The organism is Blastococcus sp. SYSU DS0617 (assembly GCF_054051075.1).
On the sequence record NZ_JBJHAO010000010.1, the window covers coordinates 57,653 to 81,199 of the forward strand.

The following is a 23,547-nucleotide window of genomic DNA, read 5'->3' on the forward strand; positions in this document are numbered from 1 at the left end:
TGCTGTCAGGCGAGCCCGAGCTCGCCCTGGAACTGCCCGGACTCCAGCCGTTCCTTCACCGTGGTGAGGAAGCGGGCGGCGTCCGCGCCGTCGACGATGCGGTGGTCGTAGGTCAGCGCCAGGTAGACCATCGACCGGACGGCGATGACCTCGCCGAGCTCGTCGTCCTCCATGACCACCGGCCGCTTGACGACCGAGCCCACGCCGAGGATCGCGACCTGCGGCTGGTTGATGATCGGCGTGTCGAACAGGGCGCCGCGGCTGCCGGTGTTGGTCAGCGTGAAGGTGCCGCCACCGAGCTCGTCGGGGGTGATCTTGTTGGAGCGGGTCCGCTCCGCGAGGTCGGCGATCTTGCGGGCGAACCCGCCGAGGCTCAGGTCACCGGCGCCGTGGATGACCGGCACCAGCAGACCGCGCTCGGTGTCCACCGCGACGCCCAGGTTCTCCGCGTCGTGGTAGGTGACGGTGCCCGCCTCCTGGTCGATCGAGGAGTTCACCGACGGGTGTGCCTTGAGCGCCTCGACGGCCGCCTTGGCGAAGAACGGCAGGAAGGACAGCTTGACGCCCTCGCGGGCCTCGAAGTCCCCCTTCACCTGCTGGCGCAGCTGCGCGATGCGGGTGACGTCGACCTCGAGGACCGTCGTCAGCTGCGCGCTGACCTGCAGCGACTCGACCATCCGCTTGGCGATGACCGTCCGGAGCCGCGACATCTTCTCCGTGCGGCCCCGCAGGGAGGTGTCCGGCGTGGCGGCCGCCGAGGGAGTCCGCTGGCCCGAGGAGGACGCCGCGGCAGGCGCAGCAGCCGGAGCGGGCGCGGACGCCTTCTCTGCCGCCGCGAGGACGTCCTGCTTGCGGATCCGGCCACCGACGCCGCTGCCGGTCACCGAGCCGAGGTCGACACCGCGCTCGGCAGCCAGCCGGCGCACCAGCGGGGTCACGTAGTTGCTGCCACCGTCGCCGCCGGAGGAGGACTGACCGGCCGGAGCCTGCGGCGCGACCTGCGGCGGAGGTGCGGACGTCGGGGACGCCGCGGGCTGGGCCCCGCTCGCGCCGTAGTCGCCGCCGGGCTGCGCCGTCGCGGTCGCGGCGGGCTTCGCCTGCGGTGCGGCCTGCGGCTCCTCCTCGGCGGCTTCCTGCTCCGGGGCTTCTTGCTTCGGGGCCTCCTGCGCGGGAGCGGCCGAGCCACCGCCGGACCCGGAGCCGATGACGGCCAGCTGCGCGCCGACGTCGACCGTCTCGTCCTCGTTCACGGTGATCTCGAGCAGCGTGCCGCTCACCGGCGCCGGGATCTCGGTGTCGACCTTGTCGGTCGAGACCTCCAGCAGCGGCTCGTCGGCGGTGACCTCGTCGCCCACGGCCTTCAGCCAGCGGGTGACCGTGCCCTCGGTGACGCTCTCGCCCAGCGCCGGCATGGTGACCGGGGTGCCCTCGCCCCCACCGCCACCGCCACCGGAGTCGCCGGAGGGGGCCGCCGGGGGCTCCTCCGGCTGCGCGGCCGGCTGCTCGGTGTCGCCCGCGTCGGTGTCCTCGACCTGCTGGTCGGGGGTCTGCGAGGTCTCGCTGTCCTCGGCGGACGCCGGCGGAGCCGCGTTCCCACCGCCGTCGCCGTCCCCACCGATGACGGCGAGCTCGGCGCCGACGTCGACGGTCTCGTCCTCGGCGACGAGGATCTTGGTCAGCACGCCCGCGGCGGGCGAGGGGATCTCGGTGTCGACCTTGTCGGTCGACACCTCGAGGAGGGGCTCGTCGACCTCGACCTGCTCACCCTCCTGCTTGAGCCATCGGGTGACCGTGCCCTCGGTGACGCTCTCGCCCAGGGCGGGCATGGTGACGGACGTCGGCATCGGGGCAGGACTCCTTCGGTGGCGCTGGCAGGTGGGTGTGCGGGTCAGCCGTGGACGTGCAGCGGCTTGCCGGCGAGGGCGAGGTGGGCCTCGCCCAGCGCCTCGCTCTGGGTCGGGTGCGGGTGGATGAGGCTGGCGACGTCGTCGGCCTCGGCCTCCCAGTTGTAGATGAGCTGCGCCTCGGCGATGAGCTCGCCGACCCGGCTGCCGACCATGTGGATGCCGACGACGGGACCGTCGGGCGCCTGGATCAGCTTCACCGCGCCGGTGGTCTTGAGGATCTGGCTGCGGCCGTTGCCGGCGAGGTCGTAGGTGAGGGTCTTGACCTCGCCGTAGCGCTCCTTGGCCTGTGCCTCGCTGAGGCCGACCGAGGCGACCTCGGGGTCGGAGTAGGTGATCCGCGGGACCCCGGCGTAGTCGATGGGCGCCGGGTTCAGCCCGGCGACCCGCTCGGCGACGAGGATGCCCTCGCCGAAGCCGACGTGGGCCAGCTGGAGGGTGGGGATGAGGTCGCCCACGGCGGAGATCGTCGGGACGCTGGTCTGGCAGTACTCGTCGACGAGGACGTACCCGCGGTCCATCTGCACGCCGGCCTCCTCGTACCCGAGGCCCTCGCTCACCGGCCCGCGGCCGACGGCGACGAGCAGCAGCTCGGCCTCGATCTCCTTGCCGTTCTCCAGCGAGACCTTCACGCCGTTGTCGGTGTGCTGGACGCCGGAGAAGCGGCTGCCCAGCTCGAAGGCGATCTTGCGACGGCGGAACGCGCGCTCCAGCAGCTTGGAGGAGGACTCGTCCTCGAGCGGGACCAGATGGGGGAGCGCCTCGACGATCGTGACGTCCACGCCGAAGGACTTCCAGGCGCTGGCGAACTCGCAGCCGATGACGCCGCCGCCGAGGATGATCGCCGAGGCGGGCACGCGGTCCAGGTTGAGCGCGTGGTCGCTGGTGATGACCTTGGTGCCGTCGACGTCGAGGCCGGGCAGGCTGCGGGCGTAGGAGCCGGTGGCGAGCAGGACGTGCTTGCCCTCGTAGCTCTGGCCGTTCACCTCGACGGTCGTCGGGGAGGTGAGGCGGCCCTCGCCCTCGACGTAGGTGATCTTGCGTGCCTTCACCAGGCCCTGCAGGCCCTTGTAGAGCTTGGCGATGACGCCGTTCTTGTAGTTGTTGACGCCGTCCATGTCGATGCCGGCCAGCGAGGTCTTCACGCCGAACTGCTCGCCCTCGCGGGCCAGGTCGGCCACCTCGCCGGCGTGCAGCAGGGCCTTGGTCGGGATGCAGCCGCGGTGCAGGCAGGTGCCGCCGACCTTGTCCCTCTCGATGAGGACGACGTTCAGGCCGAGCTCCGAGGCCCGGAACGCCGCGGCGTAACCACCCGAGCCACCGCCGAGGATGACCAGGTCGGCGGGGGACGTGGGTGCGCTCACGTGTGCTGCTCCTCTGCTGCGGTGTCTGGCCCCGCTCGAGCGGGCGGGGCCTCGGGTCCATCCTGCCACTCCGGGAACGACCCGGCCGGGAGCGCCGTTGCCTTCCCGAGCGTGCCGATGATCACGAGCGCGGTGGACGAGGGGAGAGAGGCCATGGGCCTGTTCGACCGGTTGCGTGGCCGGGGGCGTCGTCGTCCCGGCCGGGCGGGGGACGACGGGCGGCGGGGGACCCTCGACCGCGGCTCGCACCGCACCGACCTGACGCACCTCGAGCAGTTCGTCGCCTCGCGCCGCGGCGTCGAGGGGTACGTCGAGCCGCGGACGGCGGTCACCGAGACGACCATCGTGCTCGTCGCGGCCGACGGGGAGTGGACGCGGCGGCGCATCGACGGGCCCGACGTCGCCCGCAAGCTCTCGCGCGACCTGTCGATCCCGGTCTACGACGCGCAGGTCACCGGCTACCCGCAGCGGATGCGCGACTGGAGCTCCCGCCAGAAGGGTCTGTAGGCGCCGTCCTCCCTCACCGCAACGCGTCCTCCCTCACGGTGGGCGGTGAGGGAGGACGCGCCATGATCAGGTCACCTGATCCCAGCGGCCGTCAGTCGGCGATGAGGGCCTCGATCGTCGCGAGCAGGGTGCGCACCGGGACGCCGGTGCCGCCCTTGGGCGTGTAGCCCCAGGGTCCGCCGGTGTTGAAGCTCGGCCCCGCGATGTCGATGTGCGCCCACGGCAGGTCTGCCGGCACGAACTCCTTGAGGAAGTGGCCGCCGACCAGCATGCCGCCCATGCGGTCGGCGTTGGCGTTCACGAAGTCGGCGACCGGGGAGTCGAGGCCGCGGCGGAGCTCCGGGGGCAGCGGCATCGCCCACATGGACTCACCGGAGCGCTTCGACGCCGCGACGACGGCGTCCCGCAGGTCGTCGCTGCCCATGACGCCGGAGGTGCGGGCGCCGAGCGCGACCATCTGGGCGCCGGTCAGCGTCGAGGTCTCCAGCAGCGCGTCCGGCCCGTCCTCGGCCGCCCGCGCGATGGCGTCGGCCAGCACGACGCGGCCCTCGGCGTCGGTGTTGGTGATCTCGGCCTTCTTGCCGTTCCGGAAGGTGACGACGTCGGCCGGGCGGTAGGCGGTCCCGCTGGGCAGGTTCTCGGCCATGGGCACCGTCGCGGTGACCTCGACGGGCAGCCCGAGCTGGGCGACCAGGCAGATGGTGGCGATCACGGCGGCGGCGCCGGCCATGTCGCTCTTCATGTCCTCCATCTTCGCGGCGGGCTTGATGGAGATGCCGCCGCTGTCGAAGGTGATGCCCTTGCCGACCAGCGCGATCTTCTTGCGCGCGCCCTTGCCCGTGTAGGTCAGGCGCAGCAGCCGCGGCTTGCGGGTGGAGCCCGAGCCGACGGCGAGGATGCCGCCGTAGCCACCGGCGGCCAGCGCGTCCTCGTCCAGGATCTCCGACGTCAGCCCGAGCTTCTCGCCGGCCGCCGCACCACGGGCGGCGAACTCGGCGGGGTAGAGGTCGTTGGGCGGGGTGTTGACCAGGTCGCGCACGAGGGTGACGGCGTCGGCGACGGCGCGGGCCCGGCGCAGTGCGGCCTCGGCCTCGCCGGTGCCGGGGACGACGACGGTGAGCTGCTGCGGCGGCAGCGGCCGGTTCGCGGGCAGGTCGGACTTGTAGGCGGTGAACTCGTAGGCGCCCAGCAGCGAGCCCTCGCCGACGGCGTGCAGCCGCTCGGCGTCGGGCGCACCCCCGACGGCGGCCAGCAGGCTGACCACCGACCGGCGGCCGGTCAGCGCGCGGCTGGCGGCACCCGCGGCGCGCCGGACCGCTTCCGGCGCATAGCTGCCGTCGGCGTCGGGCGCCCCGAGGCCGGCGACGGCGACGACCGGGAACGGCCCCTGGCCGAAGGACGCCAGCCGGGTGACCTCGTCCTCACCGCCCCGCGCGCCGAGGTCGGCCAGCGCGGCGAACAGCCGGCCGCCCAGCAGTCGGTCGACCGCTTCGGCTCCCGGCGTCGGCAGTGGTCCGTCGGGGCCCTTGCCCACCGCGACGACGACGGCGTCGCCGGTGAGCTTCTCGAGGGGCTGGTCGGTGGCGGTGATCGTCGGCGGCACGGCTCGATCGTAGGGCTCCCGATAGCGTGCGCAGCGTGAGCCCGCTGACCTCGCCCCTGCACGACCGGCACGTGACCGCCGGCGCCAAGCTCGCCGACTTCGGTGGCTGGTCGATGCCGATCGAGTACGCCGGGGGTGGCGTGCTCGCCGAGCACACCGCCGTCCGGGAGGGCGTCGGGTTGTTCGACGTCTCGCACCTGGGCACCGGCACGGTGCGCGGGCCGGGTGCGGCGGCGTTCGTCGACTCCTGCCTGACCAACGATCTCGGCCGCATCGGCCCCGGCCAGGCGCAGTACACGCTGTGCTGCCTGCCCGACGGCGACCCGCGCGCCGGGGGAGTGGTCGACGACCTGATCGTCTACCTGCACGGGCCCGACGACGTCCTGCTGGTGCCCAACGCCGCCAACGCCGCCGACGTGCTCGGCCGGCTGGTCGCCGAGGCACCCGCCGGTGTGACCGTGGAGAACCGGCACGCCGACGTCGCCGTGCTCGCAGTCCAGGGACCGCGGTCGCTGCAGGTGCTGGAGCTGCTGGGCCTGCCGGGGGAGCTCTCGTACATGTCCTTCGTGACCGGGTCCGGCACCGGTGGCGCCGAGGTCACGGTCTGCCGCACCGGCTACACAGGCGAGCACGGCTACGAGCTGCTCGTCGCCGCCGACCGGGCCGGCGCGCTGTGGGACGCACTCCTGGAGGCGGGCCAGGACCTCGGCATCCGTCCGTGCGGTCTCGGCGCGCGCGACACGCTGCGTACCGAGATGGGCTACCCGCTGCACGGCCACGAGCTGTCGCACGACATCACGCCGGTGCAGGCGCGCTCGGGCTGGGCCGTGGGTTGGAAGAAGCCGGCCTTCTGGGGGCGCGAGGCGCTGCTGGCCGAGCGCGAGGCCGGCCCGCGGCGACTGCTGTGGGGGTTGAAGGCGACCGGCCGCGGCATCCCGCGTGCCGGTATGGCCGTGCTCGACGCGGCCGGGAAGCCGGTCGGCGAGACCACCAGCGGCACGTTCTCGCCGTCCCTGAGGACCGGGATCGGCCTGGCGCTGATCGACTCTGCGGCCGGCGTCGGCGAGGGCAGTGAGCTCTCCGTCGACGTCCGCGGCCGGCCGCAGGCGGTCGAGGTCGTCAAGCCGCCGTTCGTGCCCTCGCGCGTGCGCTGACGGCGGTCAGGGCGCGTTCTTGCGCGTCGGGTCGCCGTCGCCCTTGTCCGGCTCGGCCTTGGCCGGGAGCGTGTCGGCCTTCACGGCGTTCCGCTGACCCATCGGCGCCGGCTCGCCGTCAGTCGTGTCCAGGCCGGTCTGGTGCTCGGCCTCGGAGTTGATCTCGGCGCCCAGCAGCACGAGGTAGCAGGTGATGTACAGCCACAGCATCAGCACGATGACGCCGGCGATCGCCCCGTAGGTCTCGTTGTAGGACCCGAAGTTGTTGACGTAGAAGGTGAACCCGAGGCTGACGACGGCCCAGGCGACGGTGACCACGATCGAGCCGAGGCTCACCCAGCGGAATCGAGGTGCGTCCCGGTCCGGCGCGACCCGGTAGAGCACCGCGAGGGACCCGGTGACGACGACGAGCAGGGCGATCCAGCGCCCGACCTCGGCGAACACGGCGCCGACACCTCCCAGCGGGAGTGCGTCGAGCACCACGGGCAGGACGGCCACCAGGCCGATGGTGATCACCACGAAGAAGATCGCGCCGAGGGTCAGTACCAGGGACAGCGCGCGCAGCTTGACGAAGTTGCGCGTCTCGACCTCGTCGTAGGCGATGTTGACCGCCTTGACCATGTTGTTGACGCCGCCCGAGGCGGTGAAGAGCGCGGCGAGCACCGATACGACCAGGCCCCACGTCAGGGCCTCGCCGGCGTCGGCGATCGTGGTGACCTGCTCGGTGATCAGCCGGCGGGCGTCATCCGGGAGGCCGGCGGTGAGCTCCTCGACCTGGCTGGCGGCCTGCTCCCGCGAGGCGATCAGCCCGTAGATGGAGATGAGCGCGATCAGTGCGGGGAAGATGGAGAGGAACGCGAAGAAGGCCACGCCGCCGGCGATGATGGGCATGTTGTCGGCGTTGTTCTCCGCCCAGGCGCGCTTGACGATCTGCTTCCAGCCGCGGGCCGGGATGCCCATCGGCGTCGCGGCGTCGATCCCGGGGAGCTGGTCGGGCCCCGGGGCTCCCGGGGGCAGCCGGTCCGGGTGCGGCGGCGTGCGGCCGTCGGCCGCCGCCTTGGCCGCCGCCGCCCGCCGAGCGGCCTTCTCCTCGACCCGCTCGCGGATCCGGTCGACGGCGCTCTCGCGGGGGCGGGTGCCGGTCACTGCTTCTCCCTGGTGGAGGGCCGTCGTCCGGCCTGGGTGGAACGGGGTGGTGCCGGTGGCCGGGACGGGTGTCCGGGCCACCCCGGGGGATCAGTCGCCCGGCCAGGCCCCGGTGAGCTTGGTGAAGCCCTCTGCGCCGAGGCGGTCGATGGTCGCCTTGGTGGCCGCGAAGATCGCGCCCTGGAGCGCCGCGGAGACGATGATCTCCCACATCGGGTACTCGCTCTGCATGGCGTCCGGGGCGTCGTCCTCGCCGCTGATGCGCTTCCACACCTGCTTGAAGACCGCACCGGAGACCGCACCGGCCGCGATACCGGCGGCCAGGCCGATCGGCCGGTAGGCGAGCTTGGCACCCTTGCTCAACGCTTCCTCCTCGACGTGCGACGGGCCTTCTTCTGGGCCCTCTTGGCGGACTTCCGGGCGTCCTTCTCGGCCTGCTCGGCGGCCTTCCGCGCGTCCTTCCGGGCCGACGTGGCGGCCTTGCTCGCGGCGGCGCGGCGGGCGGCCAGCTCCTTGCGCGCCCGCTTCGCCTCGCGCTTGCGTCCCACGCGCGCCCCGACCAGGAGCTCCTCGGTGCTGGCCCGGCGCCGCGCCCGGCGCCGGCGCCAGAGGACGAGCCCCATCAGGGCGGCCAGCCCGGCACCGGCACCGGCGAATGCCGGAGGGCTCTCGCGGTAGGTCTCGACGGCGGTGTCCTTGGCGCGCGCCGCGCCCTCCTTGGCGCGGGCCGGCACGTCGAGGCGCTGGCTGAGCTCGTCCACCGTGCGGCCCAGCTCCTCGCGGGTCGCCTCGATGTCGGCCCTGATCGCGTCGGGGTCCGTGGGGCCGTTGCCGGCCGGCTGCTGCGCCTGCCCGTCTCCGGGGCGGTCGCCACTCGGGGTACTCACCGGCGCGCACTCTCCTTCACGGTCGCGATGTCGGTCTTCACGCTGGAGATCGCCTCGGTCGGCACGGGCGGCGAACCCTTGTCGACGTCCTTCTTGCCGACGAGCGCGAGCACCCCGGCGATGACGAAGAGCACGACGGCGACGATCAGCGCGGCCAGCCAGGCCGGCAGCACCAGGTCCAGCGCCAGGACGGCGGTGGCGACCAGGACGGCCAGGCCGAGGAAGGCGAAGAGGCCCGCTCCACCGAACAGCCCGGCGCCGACGCCCAGCCGCTTGGCCTTCTGGGTCATCTCGGCCTGGGCGAGGCGTGCCTCGTCCCGGACCAGGCGGCTGATCTGCTCGGTGAGCTGGCCTATGAGCTGCCCGGTCGACGCGTTCTCGGGTGCGGGCTGCTGGTCGGCGCGGGTCGCGCCGGTGGGGTTCTGGGCGTGGGGTGCAGTCATCGGTCCTCCGGGTGGACGTGTCGGTGCACTGCCATGCCCGGCCGACGACGGCGGTAATCCGGAGGATGATCACGTCACGGCAACGAGCGCACTAGCCTGCGGGCATGAGCTGGCACTGGCGCCTGGAAGATCCCACCGGGGCGACCGTCGAACCGTCGTCCATCGGGGTCGAGATCCCGCCCGCGGACAACCAGGGCGACGCGGAGTCGTGGCTGGGCGAGAACTGGCGCGACCTGCTCGACCGGGGCGTCGCGACGGTCACCCTGTTCGAGGACGACCGGAAGGTCTACGGGCCGATGGGGCTGACCCCGGCCTGACCCTCCACCTCAGGTAGAGGGTGGTTCCTGGCCTCCCGTGGGCGGGAGGCCAGGAAGCCGAGGTCAGGCGCCGCGCTGCACCTTGGACGGGTCCCGCTCGACGACGTCGCCGAGCGCCTGGTCGATGCGGGCCAGGACGTCGGCGTCGAGCGTGACGCCGGCGGCCTTGACGTTGTCCTGCACCTGCTCGGGCCGGCTGGCACCGATGATCGCGGCGGCGACGTTCTGGTTCTGCAGCACCCAGGCGACGGCCAGCTGCGCCATGGACAGGCCCAGGTCCGCCGCGATCGGGACCAGGTCCTGGACGCGGGTGAGGAGCTCCTCGTTCCTGAGGAACCGCTTCATCGACCCGCCGGCCTCGGCGTGGCCGCCCCGCGAGTCGGGCGGCGGCTGCTGACCAGGCAGGTACTTGCCGGTGAGGATGCCCTGGGCCAGCGGCGACCACACGATCTGCGACAGGCCGTGCTTCTCCGACGTGGGCACGACCTCCTCCTCGATCACCCGCCAGAGCATCGAGTACTGCGGCTGGTTGCTGATGAGCTGGATGCCCAGCTCGCGCGCCATCTCGGCGCCGGCGGCGATCTCCTCGGCGTTCCACTCCGAGACGCCGATGTAGAGCACCTTGCCCTGCCGCACCAGGTCGGCGAACGCGGTCATCGTCTCCTCGAGCGGCACCGACGAGTCGTAGCGGTGCGCCTGGTAGAGGTCGACGTAGTCGGTCTGGAGCCGCTTCAGCGAGGCGGTGCAGCTCTCCATGATGTGCTTGCGGGACAGACCGCGGTCGTTCCGGCCGGGGCCGGTGGGCCAGTAGACCTTGGTGAAGATCTCCAGCCCCTCGCGGCGCTGGCCGGCGAGCGCGCGGCCGAGGACGGACTCCGCCTTCGTACCGGCGTAGACGTCGGCGGTGTCGAAGGTGGTGATGCCTTCGTCGAGAGCGGCGCGCACGCAGGCGTGGGCGGCGTCCTCCTCGACCTGGCTGCCATGGGTCAGCCAGTTGCCGTAGGCGATCTCGGAGATGGTCAGGCCGGAGCGGCCGAGGCGTCGGAATTCCACGCTCGCCGACGTTAGGCCCCTCCGGCGCCGGCCGCCCGTCCGCCCCGGTCAGGCCGTCGCGGAGCGCCGGGCGGGATCGATCTGCAGCTCCGCGCCATCGGGCAGCACCCGGGCGCCGTGCTGCGCCAACCGCCCGGCCAGCAGGCCGGCCGGCGGGTTGTGGTGGCTCAGGTGCACGGCCACGACCTCGGTGCCGTCGGTGACCGCGCCGGCGGCGCGCAACCGGGCGAGCTGCGCGGGGAACGTGGAGAGGTCGAGGTGGTGGGTGCCGTGGTCGAGCCGGTCGCCGAAGGTCTCCTCGAGCAGGACGACGTCGAACGCGGCCCCACGCGCCGCCTCGACCGCCGCCTCGGGCAGCGGACCGGTGTCGGTGGCGTAGAGCAGCCGGGCCCCGTCGGGACCGGTGACGTCGTAGAGGACGGCCGGCACCTCGTGGTCGGCCGGCAGCACCCGGATGTCGTAGCCGCGCGCGTGCAGCGTGCGCCCCGGCTCGACCTCGACCAGCTCGACCGGGGCGTCCGGCGCCAGCCACGGGCGGCACTCGGCCAGCACGGCGGCGGGGCCGGCGACGGTCAGCGGCTCGCCGGGAGCTACCCAGTGCCGCCAGAGCAGGGCGAACGGTGCGCAGTGATCGGGGTGCGCATGGGTCACCAGGATCGTGTGCACGCCGGCCAGCGAGACGCCGCCGGGTGGCAGCGCGGGGGAGAGGTCGAGCAGCACGGCGTCGTCGACGAGCACCGACGTCTGCCGCCGGGACTCACCGCGGACGCGGGCGTCCGAGCAGGACGCGCAGGAGCACCACGGGTTCGGCCAGCCGTCGGCCGCGCCGGTGCCGAGCAGCCGGACGCGCACGGGGTCCGGCGGTCAGACGTCGGCGCCGAGCGGCACCTCGGGCTTGGGGAACCGCCAGCGGCGGATCATCGTCGCGCGGGTGACGCCGTACCACCAAGCGCCACGGGTCTTCTCGGTCCCCGCCGGGAACCGGTCGGCCAGCGTCCGCTTGATCTTCCGGCTCAGGACGACGGAGTCGACGATCAGCAGGATGAAGAAGCCGAACAGCAGGAAGCTGGCGTACCCGCGGACCGCGGTGCTGGGCACGAACGTGCCGACCAGGGCGACACCGGCGATGACCAGGAACCAGCTGCCCACGTTGCGCCGGCTGTCGACGATGTCGCGCACCGTCCTGCGGACCGGACCCCGGTCGCGCGCGGGCAGGAAGGCCTCGTCACCGCGCGCCGCTGCTCCGCGGGCGTCGGACCGGCGGGCGGCCTGCTGCTGGCGCATCCGGCGGTAGGCCTCCTTGCGCGTGGTCGGCGGCGGCGGGGGCGGCCCCGGGCGGCGACCCTGCGCCTCGTTGCGGCGCGGGGTGGGACGGCCCTTGCCCGAGGTCTTCACGACGTGCGCGCCCGAGTCGGCCGAGGGGGCGGTGTCGGTCGTCTCGGCGGCGTTCCGGCGGCCGGGCAGGCGGAGCTTCACAGGGCGGGAGTCTACGTGGACCGCCGCGGGCCCTCGGGAATCGTGCGACGGCGCCGTACAGTGGAAGAAGCTCCGCCACGGCGGCGTTGGTCTGCCGCAGATGGTGCGCAGCAGACACCTCGGATGCAGGAGGACACGGATATGACGGTGCAGGACACCACGACTCTCGACGGTGGCACGGCCGGATCCACGGGCGTGCTGCTCAGCGACCCCGCGGCCGCCAAGGTCAAGGCGCTGCTGGACCAGGAGGGCCGCGACGACCTGCGTCTGCGCATCGCCGTCCAGCCCGGCGGCTGCTCGGGCCTGCGGTACCAGCTCTTCTTCGACGAGCGGTACCTCGACGGGGACCAGACCTACGAGTTCGGTGGGGTCGAGGTCATCGTCGACCGGATGAGCGGCCCTTACCTCGGCGGTGCCACGATCGACTTCGTCGACTCGATCGAGAAGCAGGGCTTCACGATCGACAACCCCAACGCCGGCAGCTCCTGCGCCTGCGGCGACTCGTTCAGCTGATCACCAGCGCCTGAACGGACCAGCGCCCGGTCTCCCGCGAGGGAGACCGGGCGCTGTCGCGTTCGACCCGTCTTCTCGCGCCCACATCGCCGATGTGGGTGCGAAAGGCGCCCGGTGAGGACCACATCGCCGATGTGGGCGCTGGGGGAGGCGGGGTTACAGGCGGACGGGGTAGACCGTCTGCGGGATCTCCGGGCGGATGCGCCCCTCGACGAAGATGCCGTGCCAGATCATGAAGACCAGCAGCGTCCAGAGCTTGCGCGAGTAGTCGACCGGGGAACCGGTGCGCTGGTTCTGCCGGTGCGCGGCCAGCATCGCCAGCACCTGCTGCTTGTCCAGCCACTCGTCGGTGTGGCTGGCCTCGATCACCGAGCGCGCCCAGTCGTGCAGGTCCTCGGCCAGCCAGTGGCGGGTGGGCACCGGGAAACCGAGCTTCCGGCGGTTCAGCACGTGCGCCGGCACGATCTGCTCCAGCGCCCGGCGCAGCGCGTACTTCGTCGTCTCCCTGGTCACCCGCTGGTCGACCGGCAGCGTCCCGGCGACCCGGAACACCTCGGGGTCGAGGAACGGCACCCGCAGCTCCAGCGAGTTGGCCATGGTCATCTTGTCGGCCTTGACCAGGATGTCCCCGCGCAGCCAGGTGAACAGGTCGACGTACTGCATGGCGGTGACGTCGTCGTAGCCGGCGGCGCGGGTGCGCTCGTACAGCTCCCGGGTGACCGTGACGTGCGAGAGGTCCGCGTCGTGCGTGCGCAGCAGACCCAGCTCGTCGTCCCGGAACAGGCGGGCGTTCCCGTAGTAACGCTGCTCCAGCGGGATCGACCCGCGGCGCAGCAGGTCCTTGCCGCGCATCCCGTCGGGCAGCTTCGCCGACAGGGCACCCAGTGCCCGCCGGACGCCCGACGGGAGCTTCTCGAACGCGGCCAGCGACAGCGGCTCGCGGTAGATGTTGTAGCCCCCGAACAGCTCGTCGGCGCCTTCCCCCGACAGCACGACCTTCACGTGCTTGCGGGCCTCGCGGGCGATGAAGTAGAGCGGGACCAGCGCGGGGTCTGCGACCGGGTCGTCGAGGTACCAGACCACCAGCGGGATGGCATCGGCGAACTCCCCGGCGCTGACCACCTTGGTGATGTGCTCGACGCCGATCGCGGCGGCCGACTCCGCGGCGACGTCGATCTCGGAGAAGCCCGAGCGCTCGAAGCCGGTGGTGAACGTGAGCAGGTTCGGGTTGTAGCGCTTGGCGAGCGCGGCGATGGCCGTGGAGTCGATCCCGCCGGACAGGAACGAGCCCACCGTCACGTCGGCCCGCATGTGCACGCGCACCGAGTCGTCAAGCACCTCGGCGATGCGGTCGTAGAGAGCCTGCTGGTCGTCCTTCGCCACCGGCCGGATCGGGAAGGTGGGGTGGAAGTAGCGCGTCGTCGTCAGCTCGCCGTCCGCGACGGTGAAGCTGGTGCCGCTCTCGATGCGCCGGATGCCGCGGTGCAGCGTCGCGGGCTCGGGGACGTACTGCAGCGTGAGGTAGTGCTGCAGCGACGCGGCGTCGACCCCACCGGCCGCCGCGCTGCCCCCGAGCAGCTCCAGCAGCGCCTTCTTCTCCGAGGAGAAGGCGAGCGCGCCGTCGGCCAGGCGGGTCACGAACAGCGGCTTGATGCCGAACGGGTCACGGGCCCCGAAGACGGTCTGCTTCTCGGTGTCCCAGATGAGGAACGCGAACATGCCCCGGAGCCGGTGGACCACGTCCTCGCCCCACAGGTGGAAGCCGGCGACGATCGCCTCGGTGTCGCCCTCGGTGGCGAACGTCGCGCCCGCTGCCTTCAGCTCCTCCCGGAGCTCCAGGTAGTTGTAGATCTCGCCGTTGAAGACGATCCGGTAGCGGCCGTCGGCGTAGGGCATCGGCTGGTGGCTGTGCTCGATGTCGATGAACGACAGCCGGTTGAAGCCGAACACCGCGCGGCCGTCGGACCACTGCTCGGTCTCGTCGGGGCCACGGTGCCGCAGGCAGTGCTGGGCCGCCCGCACCGCCGAGACGGTGGTGTCGTCGACGCGGTCGGCGTCGGTGGAGAAGTAGGCGAGCAGGCCGCACATGAGGGGCAGGTCTCCGGGGATAGCAGGGGAAGGGCAGGGCCGGCGGGGGTCAGACCCGCTCGCCGGCGCGCATCTTCGCCGTGACGCGCCGCTCCGCGAAGAAGGAGAGCACCGGCACCGTCCCGGCGATCACCGTGAGCAGGAAGCCCTTGAGGGTCCACTTGGCGCGCAGCGCGAGGTCCACCGTGGACAGGAAGAACAGTCCGTAGAGCCAGCCGTGCGCGGTGCCCAGGACCGTGGACGGCCCGGGGACGTCGGCCAGGTGGTTGAGCGGCACGGCGACGAAGATCAGGGCGATGAGCAGGACGCCGACGACGGTCGCCATGACCCGGTAGCGCAGCATCGCCTGGCCGATGGCCTCGTCGGAGTTGCGTGACGAGACCGTGCGCTCAGTGGCCACTGCTGCTCCGCTGCCCGAGTGCCCGCTCGTTGAGCTCGGCGAGGTAGGCGTTGTAGGCGGCCAGCTCGGGGTCGCCCGTGGTGTCGATCCGCGGCCGCTGGTACAGGACCACTGCACGTCCCGGCAGGTCCTCGTCCGGGTCGCGGCGCAGCTCGTCGCGCACCATGCGGATGTAGAACCACAGGCCCATCGCCCCGTAGAGCGGCCACTGCAGCGCGTAGCTCCAGTTCACCGCCCCGCCGCCGGCCTCGGCCTTGGTCAGCTGCCAGTACCCGAGGAAGAAGGTCGCGACGAAGAGCGCGGCCACCAGCAGATGCAGGAGCACCCACTTCGGGGTGAGCAGGCGGGACCACACGCCTCGACTCTAACCGCCCTGACCGACCGGCCCCGTCGTCGTGGGCGCGTCCTCGGCCACAGGGACCGCGACCCGCCGGGTGGGCGTCTCCGGTGGTCGACCGCCGAGCGACGTCGGCTAGTCTCGGCACACACTGTGATCGGCGTGGACGCCGCCTGCCGAAACCGGCTCGTGGACCCGCTGGAAGGACCGTCCGGGCGCACCGGACGGAGGACGAGGAGGCAACGAGCAGTGGCTCGAGGCAGCAGGCTCGCGCGGCTGGCCGCGCTCGGTCTCCTGGGGGTGTTCACCCTCAGCGGGTGCGACATGCCCAACAACGAGTTCTGGCGATTCGGATGGCCCGAGGGCATCACCGAAGAGTCCGAGGCGATGCGCGAGCTGTGGACCGGGTCGGTCATCGCCGCGCTGATCGTCGGCATCGCGGTGTGGGCGCTGATCTTCTACTCGATGGTGGCGCACCGGAAGCGCAGCGACGAGCTGCCCCGGCAGACGGCCTACAACCTGCCGCTGGAGATCGCGTACACGATCGCGCCGTTCCTGATCATCGCCGGTCTCTTCTTCTTCACCGTGGTGACCCAGAACAACGTCCTGGAGCGCAGCGAGAACCCCGACGAGACGATCGAGGTCAACGCCTTCAAGTGGAACTGGCAGTTCGTCTACCCGGAGACGGCCGGCGAGGACGGCGAGCCGGTCGACACGATCGGCACCAGCACCGAGATCCCGGTCCTGGTCCTGCCGACCGACCGGACGATCCGCTTCGAGGTCGCCTCCGCGGACGTCATCCACTCCTTCTGGGTGCCTGAGTTCCTCTTCAAGCTCGACGTCATCCCCGGCAACGAGAACGGGCGCGACAACGTCTTCGAGGTGACCGTCCGCGAGGAGGGTGCCTACGTGGGCCGGTGTGCCGAGTTGTGCGGGACCTACCACGCGTACATGAACTTCGAGGTGCGCGCGGTCTCCGGGGACGAGTACGACGACTACCTCGCGGCGCGCGAGTCGGGCCTGGGCACCTACGAGGCGCTGGCGGAGATCGGGCAGCCGGGTGCCGCCACGTCGACGACGCCGCTCGAGCTGTTCCAGGACAAGAACCTCGAGCAGCTGCGAGAGACCGGTGGCTGACCGCCGGACGCACCCGGTCCGCATCGTCACGACGCCTGAGGAGGCACGGCCATGAAGGTCGAGGCGCTCATCTTCAACATCATCGCGTTCTTCTGCGTGGTGGCGGCCGTGGTCTACGGCGTCTGGGCCAGGGAGCCGATCGGCACGACGGCGCTGGTGCTCTCGGGTGGCCTGACCGGCATGATCGGCGCGTTCTTCTGGTTCGTGTCGCGGCGGATCGACGCCCGTCCCGAGGACCGCAAGGACGCCGAGATGGCCGACGGCGCCGGTGAGCTCGGGTTCTTCAGCCCGGCCAGCTACTGGCCGTTCGCGCTCGCGCTCTCCGTGGGCCTGACGGGCCTGGGACTGGCCTACTGGTACTTCTGGCTGATCGCGATGGGGGCGGTCGCCGTCCTGTGCACGGTCGGCGGGCTGCTGTTCGAGTACTACGTGGGGCAGAACGCCACGCAGAGCTGAGTCCGGTCCGGTCCGAGGGCCCCTTCCGCTGCGGCGGGAGGGGCCCTCGTCCGTCCTGGGTGGGGACCCAGGCCGGCCCGGACGAGCGGCGCCGGGACTGTCCACGTGCGGCGGCCCGGCCGTCCAGGCGGGCGTACAGCAGGCCGCCGCCAGCGCCGCCGGGTGGCTGAGCGGGCGTCCGCGTACAGCGTCGCGGCCGGCGCACGGTCTCCCGCCTCCTCGAGCGGTGGGGCAGCCGGCTGCAGACCGCCTGTGGACCACGCGACCGATGGACCCGGGCAGCCCATCACGCGGGCGGTCGTGGGTGTCCTGGCTCGACGGTCCGACGGCGGCGGTTCGAGACCCCGGGGCGATGCGCATCGGTGGTGTCGACGACGACGAGCTGGCAGCGCTCCGGGCAAGCAGGCGGCGAGGTGGAGCCACTGGCCGTCGACGTACCGGTGGACTGCGCCGGGGGAGTGCTCCAGAGCCACAGGAGCGCGAGGAGCGCCCGCGATGCCGGGGCGTCGGCTCGCGGCCTGTGCTGTCGCTGTACCAGGGTGGGCGGTCCTGCAACGCTTACCCACGCTGAGAAGGGCGCCACCGCGGCGGTGGCGCCCCGAGGCCGGCCGGCGAGCGCGGCTACGGCGGGGGAAGGTGCGCGGGTGCGGCGCAGCGGGACGGCGGGCCGGCGATGTCGAGGGCGCCGGCCGGTGCGCGCGGTCGAGGGACTGCCGGTGGGGTGGAGCCCGCGTCGGGAAACGCTGCACGGTCCGCGGGAGCCCTGGGAACGACCTGGGTGCCGGGGGAGGGGGCGAGCCCGAAGGGAGCCGCCCCGACATGCAGCAGGGCCCCGGTGGACGGATCCACCGGGGCCCTGCCTACGTGCGATGCCGACGTCAGTCGCGCGGCTCCTGCGGACGGCCACCCTCGGAGGGCCGGCCGGACGAGGTGAGCTCGCGGCTCTCGTCGGCCGCCAGCCCGCGGCCTTCGCGACGCTGCTCGAGCTCTACCTGGGCCGGCTCCTCGATCGGTCGGAAGAAGCCGCGGATCGCGCGCCGTGCGCCGCCGATCTGGTTCATCTTCTTGGGCACCGGAGCCCCGCCGTAGGCGAGAGCGCCGTGACCGTGCTCGTCCACCGGGCCGAGCGGCTGGTGCACCTCGATGAACTCACCGTGCGGCAGGCGCCGGATGACGCCGGTCTCGATGCCGTGCTCGAGCACCTCGCGGTCGTGCATCTGCAGGCCCAGGCAGATGCGGTACGTGATGACGTAGACGAGCGGCGGCAGGACGATCACGCCGAGCCGGCCGAACCAGGTCATCGCGTTGAGGCTCACATCGAACTTGTCCGCGAAGACGTCGTTCCCGCCGGAGAGCATCAGCACGCCGTAGAACGTCAGGCCCATCATGCCCAGCGAGGTCCGCACCGGGACGTCGCGCGGACGCTGCAGCAGGTGGTGGGAGGCGGTGTCCCCGGTCAGCTTGCGCTCGATCATCGGGTAGAGCGCGAGCACGGTGAACATGGCGCCGGCGATGACGACCGTCGGCCAGAACAGCGCCGGGATCGTGTAGTCGCCCGGGAGGTTGATGTCCCACGCGGGGAAGATTCGCGTCGAGCCGTCCAGGAAGAGGATGTACCAGTCCGGCTGCGAGGCGGCCGACACCTGCGCCGGGTTGTACGGGCCCCACAGCCAGACCGGGTTGATCTGGACGAGACCGCCCAGGGCGGCGACCACGCCGAACACGATGAAGAGCAGTCCGGTCGCCTTCGCCGCGAACGTGGGGAAGAGCCGGTTGCCGACCACGTTGTGCTCGGTGCGCCCCGGGCCGGCGAACTGGGTGTGCTTCTGCTTGACCAGGATCAACAGGTGCACCGCGATCAGGGCCAGCAGGATCGCCGGGATGATGAGCACGTGCGCGATGTAGAAGCGCCCGATGATCAGCTCGCCGACGAAGTCGCCACCGAAGACCGCCCAGTGCGCCCAGGTCCCGATCACCGGGATGGACAGGATGATCGCGCTGATGATCCGCAGCCCGGTGCCGGAGAGCAGGTCGTCGGGGAGGGTGTACCCGGTCACGCCCATGAGCAGGGCGAGCACGAGCATGACCACGCCGATCAGCCAGTTGGACTCACGCGGCCGACGGAATGCGCCGGTGAAGAAGATGCGCAGCAGGTGGAGCACGATCGCGGCGACGAACAGCAGCGCCGCCCAGTGGTGGACCTGCCGCATGAACAGGCCGCCGCGGATGTCGAAGGAGAGGTCCAGCGTCGAGTCGTAGGCCGCCGACATCGTCACGCCGCGCAGCGGGGCGTAGGAGCCCTCGTACACGACCTCGCGCAGGGACGGGTCGAAGAAGAACGTCAGATAGGTCCCGGACAGCAGCGCGATGAGGAAGGCGTAGAGCGCGATCTCACCGAGCAGGAACGACCAGTGGTCGGGGAAGACCTTGTTGAGCGTCCGCCGCAGGGGGCCGGCGACGATCAGCCGGTCGTCGAACTCGGTCGCGGCCTTGCCGAGCCGGGTGGTCGGAGCCCCCGGGGCCGTGGCGGTTGCTGCCATCAGATGCGCTCCCGGTTCCAGTACGTGGGGCCGACGGCCTCAGGGTAGTCGCTGCGGGCGACGAAGAAGCCCTCGTCGTCGACCGTGATCGGCAGCTGGGGGAGGGCGCGCGTCGCCGGCCCGAAGACCGGCTTGGCTCCCTGGGTCACGTCGAACTGCGACTGGTGGCACGGGCAGAGGATCCGGCTGGTCTCCTGCTCGTACAGCGACACCGGGCAGCCGGCGTGCGTGCAGATCTTGGAGTAGGCCACGTAGTCGCCGTAGCCGTAGTCAGCCTGGCCCTCGCGTGGCCTGTCCTCTGCGAGCTGCGCCGGACGGAGGCGGATGAGCATCGTGGCCGCATCGGACTGGTGGTTGCCGCCCGGTACCGCCGGGAAGACCGTCTCCAGGGAGCCGGGCTCCTGGTCGCCGGGGCGGATCGGGCTGCCGTCGTAACGGACCAGCCGCACGCCCTCGGCCCACGACGTGCGGCCGAGCGGGTTGCCCGTGTTCGGGTTCTTGATCAGGCCGCCGAGCGGCATGAGCAGCATGAGGCCCAGGCCGCCGCCCATGAAGCCGAGCGACCGGGTGATGAGCTTGCGGCGGGCGAGCCCGCTGTTGTGCAGGCCGCCGACGAGCGTGGCGCCGGTGGTGACCCGGTCGAAGTGCGAGCCGTCGTGCTTGTCCTGGACCGCTGTCTCGTGCGGCAGCAGCTTCTTGCCGTAGACGACCAGCCCGACGCCGACGAGCGCCAGGGACAGGCCCATCGTGGCGCCCAGCAGGGGGGTGAAGATGGTGCTCCAGCCGGTGTCGGCGACGTCCCACTGCCAGTCGGGGAAGAACCAGCCCGACCCGACGTAGACGACGACGAACGCGAGCGCGGAGAGCCCGGCGAGGGTGAACAGCAGGCCGACCTGGCGCACCGCCCGCTTCTCCATCGGGGAGCCGGGCTCGGGGCCCGGGTCGACGTGCAGGATCTCGACCCCGTCGTACCGGGCGCCGAGCCGGTCGAGGTCCTCCCGCGGCATCGCCGCGAGCTGCTCGGGCGTGTAGTCCTCGTCGGGGCCGCCGTGCAGCGGTCCCGGCGTGTCCGCACCGCCGGCGGAGCCGGGGCGGGTGTCGTGCGTCGTCACGCCTTGCTCCCCATCCAGAAGATTCCGAACATCAGCACGCCGACCCCGACCACCCAGATGACCAGACCCTCGGCGACCGGGCCCATCCGCCCGACGCCGGCGCCACCGGGGTCGGCCTGGTTGTTCACCGTCTGGATGTAGGCGATGATCGAGCGCTTCTCCTCCGGCGTCAGCTGGTTGTCACCGAACACCGGCATGTTCTCCGGCCCGCTGAGCATGGCCGTGTAGATCTCGAGGTCGTTGGCGTCGTTCAGGCTCGGGGCAGCCTTGCCCGAGGAGAGAGCGCCGCCCTCGCCGACGAAGTTGTGACACGAGGCGCAGTTCAGGCGGAACAGCTCGCCACCCTCGGCGATGTCCCCGTCGCGCAGGTCGCCGCTCGGCAGCCGGGGGCCGCCGCCGTTGGCCTGGATGTAGGCCATCAGCTGGTCGATCTCCTCGTCGGAGAAGACCGCGGGCTTGTCGGCGGCGTCGGCCTCCTGGCGCGCCAGCGGCATGCGACCGGTGTGCACCTGGAAGTAGACGGAGGCCTCGCCGACGCCGATCAGGGAGGGCCCGCGGTTGGGCACGCCCTCGAGGTTCTCCCCGTGGCAGGTGATGCAGCTGCGGGTGTACAGGTCACGGCCGGCCGCCTCGGCGGCGGACTCGCTGGCGCCCTGGGCCGGGGCGGCCTGGGCGGGGCTGAACACCGAGTACAGCGCCCCGGTGAGGATCAGCCCGGCCATCAGCGCGGCGACGTTCGCCACGCGACGGCGGTGCTTGCTGCGCCGGCGGGCGCGGGCCCGGGCGAGCGGGCTGGTGGTCGCGGTGTCGACGGCGGAGGACTCGGCGTCGGACTGCGGGTGCGTGGTGGACACCGTTCCCCTAGCGGATCAGGTAGATCGTGGCGAAGAGCCCGACCCACACGACGTCGACGAAGTGCCAGTAGTACGAGACCACGATCGCCGCGGTCGCCTGTGCCGGCGTGAATCGGCCCATGGTGGACCGGATGAGGATGTACACGAAGGCGACCAGGCCGCCGATCACGTGCAGCGCGTGGAACCCCGTGGTCAGGTAGAAGACGGAGCCGTAGACCGACGACGAGATGGTCGTGCCGTGGTGGACCAGTTCGCGGTACTCGTTCATCTGGGCCACGACGAAGATCAGGCCCATCACGAAGGTGATCGTGAACCAGCGGCGGAGGCCGTAGACGTTGCCGCTCTCGGCCGCGAAGACGCCGAACTGACAGGTGAACGACGAGGCCACCAGGATCAGCGTGAAGAACGTCGCGTACGGGAGGTTCAGCTCCGTCGGCTCCGGCGGCCACCCGTCGATGGCCCGGGCTCGCGCGGTGAAGTACATGGCGAACAGACCGGCGAAGAACATCAGCTCGCTCGAGAGCCAGATGATCGTGCCGACGCTGACCATGTTCGGTCGGGTCAGGGAGTGCACCCGCGAGGTGTCGAAGGTGCTGCTCGCCACGGGGGCCGTTGTCACCCGGTCATCATGGCATCGGGTCCGGACCGTTTCGACCTCGGGTCGGCCCGGCGTGGCGCGCACGCGGACTCTCCCGGTCCCCGCCGCGGCCGCCCTCCCCGGAGAGTGCCGGGCGTACCACTAGGCTCGCCCGCGTGAGCCCAGCCGGAACCCCCGACGCACCGGCCACCGTGCTGGTCTACAGCTCCCGTGCCGAGACCCGCGAGGCCGTTCTCACGGCCGTGGGGCGGCGCCCCGCCCCCGACGTCGGCCCGCTCACCTGGGTCGAGTGCGCCACCGGCGACGAGGTGGTCGCCGCCGTCGGCGGAGGTGGGATCGCGCTGTGCATCCTCGACGGGGAGGCCCAGCCCACCGGTGGGCTGGCGCTGGCGCGACAGCTCGACCAGGAGGTGCCCGACCGCCCGGCCGTGTGCGTCCTCATCGCCCGGCAGCCCGACCGCTGGCTGGCGCACTGGTCGCGTGCCGAGGGCACGCTGCCCCTGCCCGTCGACCCGCTGACCGCGCCCGGGCTGGTCGCGGACCTGCTGCGCAGCTCCGCACGCCGCCCCGCCGTCCGGTGACCGCGCGGTGACTGCCGCTCCTCCGGCCCGGCCGTCCTGGCCGGGGCTGCTCAACCGGCTGCTGGCCGGGCAGGACCTGGCGGCCGCGGACACCGCGTGGGCCATGCGCGAGGTCATGACCGGCGAGGCCACGCCCGCGCAGATCGCCGGCTTCGCCGTGGCTCTGCGCGCCAAGGGTGCGTCGGCGCAGGAGGTCTCCGGTCTGGCGGCGGAGATGCTGGCCCAGGCGACGCCGGTCGCGCTGCCGCTGGCGTGCGTGGACATCGTCGGCACCGGGGGCGACGGCGCGCACACGGTGAACATCTCCACGATGGCGGCGGTCGTCGCCGCCGCGGCGGGGGCGCCGGTCGCCAAGCACGGCGGCCGCGCGGCGTCGTCCTCCTCGGGGGCGGCGGACGTCCTCGAGGAGCTGGGCGTGGTCATCGACCTGCCCGCCGTAGGGGTCGCCCGCTGCGTGCAGGAGGCCGGTATCGGGTTCTTCTTCGCGCCGGTGTTCCACCCCGGCATGCGGCACGCCGGTGCGCCGCGGCGCGAGATGGGCATCGCCACCGTCTTCAACTTCCTCGGGCCGCTGACCAACCCCGCGCGGCCGGTGGCCGCGGCCATCGGTTGCGCCGACCGGCGCATGGCGCCGGTGCTGGCCGAGGTCCTGGCCGCCCGCGGTGCCCGGGCGGTGGTGTTCCGCGGGGACGACGGCCTGGACGAGCTGACGACGGCGACGACGTCCTCCGCGTGGGTGGTCCGGGACGGCGTCGTCGTGCCCGACCGGGTCGACCCGGTCGCCCTGGGGATCCCGGCATCGGCTCCCGACGCCCTGCGCGGCGGGTCACCCGCCTACAACGCGGACGTGTTCCGGCGGGTGGTGGACGGCGAGCGGGGCCCGGTGCGGGACGCCGTCGTGCTGAACGCGGCCGCGGCGCTGGCCGCCTTCGACGAGCACTCCGACGGCCTGCACGAGGGGCTCGCCGCCGGACTGGCCCGGGCGAACGCGGCGATCGACGAGGGCCTTGCCGCGGCCCTGCTGGACCGCTGGGTGACGGTGAGCCGCGCTGTGCGCGACGGGTCGGCCGGCTGAGC

The 23,547-nt window shown here is 72.3% G+C and carries 25 protein-coding genes; 8 read left to right on the forward strand and 17 right to left on the reverse strand.

What is annotated here, in order from left to right:
- Positions 1–5: 5 nt before the first annotated feature.
- Together sucB and lpdA are read right to left on the reverse strand one after the other, a co-directional pair.
- Entirely contained in the window at positions 6–1,844 is a 1,839-nt protein-coding gene (sucB, locus tag ACI793_RS12600; RefSeq protein ID WP_456606712.1) for a 2-oxoglutarate dehydrogenase, E2 component, dihydrolipoamide succinyltransferase, read from the reverse strand.
- A gap of 44 nt (positions 1,845–1,888) precedes the next feature.
- Complete coding sequence (lpdA, locus tag ACI793_RS12605) at positions 1,889–3,268, reverse strand: dihydrolipoyl dehydrogenase (protein WP_456606713.1); 1,380 nt, start codon at positions 3,266–3,268, stop codon at positions 1,889–1,891.
- Between the two features lie 117 nt (positions 3,269–3,385).
- On the opposite strand from lpdA, the gene ACI793_RS12610 reads away from it, so the two are divergent.
- Positions 3,386–3,775, forward strand: coding sequence for an oxidoreductase (locus ACI793_RS12610; protein ID WP_456606811.1), 390 nt, complete (start codon positions 3,386–3,388; stop codon positions 3,773–3,775).
- Between the two features lie 91 nt (positions 3,776–3,866).
- Here ACI793_RS12610 and ACI793_RS12615 read toward each other — a convergent pair whose 3' ends face one another.
- Positions 3,867–5,378 (reverse strand): leucyl aminopeptidase, encoded by a 1,512-nt coding sequence (locus ACI793_RS12615; RefSeq protein ID WP_456606714.1) that lies wholly within the window; start codon positions 5,376–5,378, stop codon positions 3,867–3,869.
- A gap of 35 nt (positions 5,379–5,413) precedes the next feature.
- Between ACI793_RS12615 and gcvT the strand changes: the two genes are divergently transcribed.
- On the forward strand, positions 5,414–6,532 hold the full coding sequence (gcvT, locus tag ACI793_RS12620) for a glycine cleavage system aminomethyltransferase GcvT (RefSeq protein ID WP_456606715.1): 1,119 nt from the start codon (positions 5,414–5,416) through the stop codon (positions 6,530–6,532).
- A 6-nt stretch (positions 6,533–6,538) separates the two neighbouring features.
- Here the strand turns inward: gcvT and ACI793_RS12625 are convergent, their stop codons facing one another.
- The 4 genes from ACI793_RS12625 to ACI793_RS12640 form a co-directional block, all read right to left on the reverse strand.
- Positions 6,539–7,678, reverse strand: a complete 1,140-nt coding sequence (locus ACI793_RS12625; RefSeq protein WP_456606716.1) for a YihY/virulence factor BrkB family protein — start codon at positions 7,676–7,678, stop codon at positions 6,539–6,541.
- A 90-nt stretch (positions 7,679–7,768) separates the two neighbouring features.
- Positions 7,769–8,041: a DUF4235 domain-containing protein gene (locus ACI793_RS12630; protein ID WP_456606717.1), complete on the reverse strand. Its 273-nt coding sequence runs from the start codon at positions 8,039–8,041 to the stop codon at positions 7,769–7,771.
- On the reverse strand, positions 8,038–8,565 hold the full coding sequence (locus tag ACI793_RS12635; protein ID WP_456606718.1) for a DUF3618 domain-containing protein: 528 nt from the start codon (positions 8,563–8,565) through the stop codon (positions 8,038–8,040). The genes ACI793_RS12630 and ACI793_RS12635 overlap by 4 nt, the downstream gene beginning before the upstream one ends.
- Positions 8,562–9,008, reverse strand: a complete 447-nt coding sequence (locus tag ACI793_RS12640) for a phage holin family protein (protein ID WP_456606719.1) — start codon at positions 9,006–9,008, stop codon at positions 8,562–8,564. The genes ACI793_RS12635 and ACI793_RS12640 overlap by 4 nt, the downstream gene beginning before the upstream one ends.
- A 104-nt stretch (positions 9,009–9,112) precedes the next feature.
- Between ACI793_RS12640 and ACI793_RS12645 the strand changes: the two genes are divergently transcribed.
- Positions 9,113–9,325, forward strand: a complete 213-nt coding sequence (locus ACI793_RS12645) for a hypothetical protein (RefSeq protein ID WP_456606720.1) — start codon at positions 9,113–9,115, stop codon at positions 9,323–9,325.
- A 63-nt stretch (positions 9,326–9,388) separates the two neighbouring features.
- On the opposite strand, the gene ACI793_RS12650 is transcribed toward ACI793_RS12645, so the two are convergent.
- From ACI793_RS12650 to ACI793_RS12660, 3 genes are read right to left on the reverse strand one after another with little or no spacing between them, the layout of a single operon-like run.
- A complete protein-coding gene (locus ACI793_RS12650) occupies positions 9,389–10,378 on the reverse strand; it encodes an aldo/keto reductase family protein (protein WP_456606721.1) in 990 nt (329 codons plus the stop codon).
- 48 nt (positions 10,379–10,426) lie between these two features.
- The gene (locus tag ACI793_RS12655) at positions 10,427–11,230 is read right to left on the reverse strand and encodes an MBL fold metallo-hydrolase (RefSeq protein WP_456606722.1); all 804 of its coding nucleotides are present in this window, start codon (positions 11,228–11,230) and stop codon (positions 10,427–10,429) included.
- 12 nt (positions 11,231–11,242) lie between these two features.
- A complete protein-coding gene (locus ACI793_RS12660; protein WP_456606723.1) occupies positions 11,243–11,854 on the reverse strand; it encodes a DUF3043 domain-containing protein in 612 nt (203 codons plus the stop codon).
- A gap of 141 nt (positions 11,855–11,995) precedes the next feature.
- On the opposite strand from ACI793_RS12660, the gene ACI793_RS12665 reads away from it, so the two are divergent.
- Positions 11,996–12,367 carry a HesB/IscA family protein gene (locus ACI793_RS12665; protein ID WP_311346722.1) on the forward strand — a complete coding sequence of 124 codons (372 nt, stop codon included), beginning with the start codon at positions 11,996–11,998 and terminating at the stop codon, positions 12,365–12,367.
- A gap of 156 nt (positions 12,368–12,523) precedes the next feature.
- Here ACI793_RS12665 and asnB read toward each other — a convergent pair whose 3' ends face one another.
- The 3 genes from asnB to ACI793_RS12680 are packed head-to-tail and all read right to left on the reverse strand — an operon-like array spanning position 12,524 to position 15,210.
- Positions 12,524–14,455, reverse strand: coding sequence for an asparagine synthase (glutamine-hydrolyzing) (gene asnB / locus ACI793_RS12670; RefSeq protein WP_456606724.1), 1,932 nt, complete (start codon positions 14,453–14,455; stop codon positions 12,524–12,526).
- Positions 14,456–14,504: 49 nt separating this feature from the next.
- On the reverse strand, positions 14,505–14,855 hold the full coding sequence (locus ACI793_RS12675; protein ID WP_456606725.1) for a DUF3817 domain-containing protein: 351 nt from the start codon (positions 14,853–14,855) through the stop codon (positions 14,505–14,507).
- A complete protein-coding gene (locus ACI793_RS12680) occupies positions 14,845–15,210 on the reverse strand; it encodes a metalloprotease (protein WP_456606726.1) in 366 nt (121 codons plus the stop codon). The genes ACI793_RS12675 and ACI793_RS12680 overlap by 11 nt, the downstream gene beginning before the upstream one ends.
- A gap of 231 nt (positions 15,211–15,441) precedes the next feature.
- On the opposite strand from ACI793_RS12680, the gene ctaC reads away from it, so the two are divergent.
- Together ctaC and ACI793_RS12690 are read left to right on the forward strand one after the other, a co-directional pair.
- The gene (ctaC, locus tag ACI793_RS12685) at positions 15,442–16,329 is read left to right on the forward strand and encodes an aa3-type cytochrome oxidase subunit II (protein ID WP_456606727.1); all 888 of its coding nucleotides are present in this window, start codon (positions 15,442–15,444) and stop codon (positions 16,327–16,329) included.
- A gap of 51 nt (positions 16,330–16,380) precedes the next feature.
- Positions 16,381–16,785 (forward strand): cytochrome c oxidase subunit 4, encoded by a 405-nt coding sequence (locus tag ACI793_RS12690; RefSeq protein ID WP_456606728.1) that lies wholly within the window; start codon positions 16,381–16,383, stop codon positions 16,783–16,785.
- Positions 16,786–17,663: 878 nt separating this feature from the next.
- On the opposite strand, the gene qcrB is transcribed toward ACI793_RS12690, so the two are convergent.
- The 4 genes from qcrB to ctaE are packed head-to-tail and all read right to left on the reverse strand — an operon-like array spanning position 17,664 to position 21,895.
- Complete coding sequence (gene qcrB, locus ACI793_RS12695; RefSeq protein WP_456606729.1) at positions 17,664–19,325, reverse strand: cytochrome bc1 complex cytochrome b subunit; 1,662 nt, start codon at positions 19,323–19,325, stop codon at positions 17,664–17,666.
- On the reverse strand, positions 19,325–20,437 hold the full coding sequence (qcrA, locus tag ACI793_RS12700) for a cytochrome bc1 complex Rieske iron-sulfur subunit (RefSeq protein ID WP_456606730.1): 1,113 nt from the start codon (positions 20,435–20,437) through the stop codon (positions 19,325–19,327). The genes qcrB and qcrA overlap by 1 nt, the downstream gene beginning before the upstream one ends.
- Positions 20,434–21,291, reverse strand: a complete 858-nt coding sequence (qcrC, locus tag ACI793_RS12705; protein WP_456606731.1) for a cytochrome bc1 complex diheme cytochrome c subunit — start codon at positions 21,289–21,291, stop codon at positions 20,434–20,436. Before qcrC ends, qcrA begins: the two co-directional genes overlap by 4 nt.
- A 7-nt stretch (positions 21,292–21,298) precedes the next feature.
- The gene (ctaE, locus tag ACI793_RS12710) at positions 21,299–21,895 is read right to left on the reverse strand and encodes an aa3-type cytochrome oxidase subunit III (protein WP_456606732.1); all 597 of its coding nucleotides are present in this window, start codon (positions 21,893–21,895) and stop codon (positions 21,299–21,301) included.
- 149 nt (positions 21,896–22,044) lie between these two features.
- Between ctaE and ACI793_RS12715 the strand changes: the two genes are divergently transcribed.
- Together ACI793_RS12715 and trpD are read left to right on the forward strand one after the other, a co-directional pair.
- A complete protein-coding gene (locus tag ACI793_RS12715) occupies positions 22,045–22,470 on the forward strand; it encodes a hypothetical protein (protein ID WP_456606733.1) in 426 nt (141 codons plus the stop codon).
- 7 nt (positions 22,471–22,477) lie between these two features.
- Positions 22,478–23,545 (forward strand): anthranilate phosphoribosyltransferase, encoded by a 1,068-nt coding sequence (gene trpD / locus ACI793_RS12720; RefSeq protein WP_456606734.1) that lies wholly within the window; start codon positions 22,478–22,480, stop codon positions 23,543–23,545.
- Positions 23,546–23,547: the final 2 nt, after the last annotated feature.

What these genes read in the sequence shown, in the direction of transcription:
- sucB (WP_456606712.1), bottom strand. Translation starts at nt 1,844, where the DNA reads ATGCCGACGTCCGTCACCATGCCCGCCCTGGGCGAGAGCGTCACCGAG.
- ACI793_RS12610 (WP_456606811.1), top strand. Translation starts at nt 3,386, where the DNA reads ATGATCACGAGCGCGGTGGACGAGGGGAGAGAGGCCATGGGCCTGTTC.
- ACI793_RS12640 (WP_456606719.1), bottom strand. Translation starts at nt 9,008, where the DNA reads ATGACTGCACCCCACGCCCAGAACCCCACCGGCGCGACCCGCGCCGAC.
- ACI793_RS12645 (WP_456606720.1), top strand. Translation starts at nt 9,113, where the DNA reads ATGAGCTGGCACTGGCGCCTGGAAGATCCCACCGGGGCGACCGTCGAA.
- ACI793_RS12665 (WP_311346722.1), top strand. Translation starts at nt 11,996, where the DNA reads ATGACGGTGCAGGACACCACGACTCTCGACGGTGGCACGGCCGGATCC.
- asnB (WP_456606724.1), bottom strand. Translation starts at nt 14,455, where the DNA reads ATGTGCGGCCTGCTCGCCTACTTCTCCACCGACGCCGACCGCGTCGAC.
- ACI793_RS12690 (WP_456606728.1), top strand. Translation starts at nt 16,381, where the DNA reads ATGAAGGTCGAGGCGCTCATCTTCAACATCATCGCGTTCTTCTGCGTG.
- qcrB (WP_456606729.1), bottom strand. Translation starts at nt 19,325, where the DNA reads ATGGCAGCAACCGCCACGGCCCCGGGGGCTCCGACCACCCGGCTCGGC.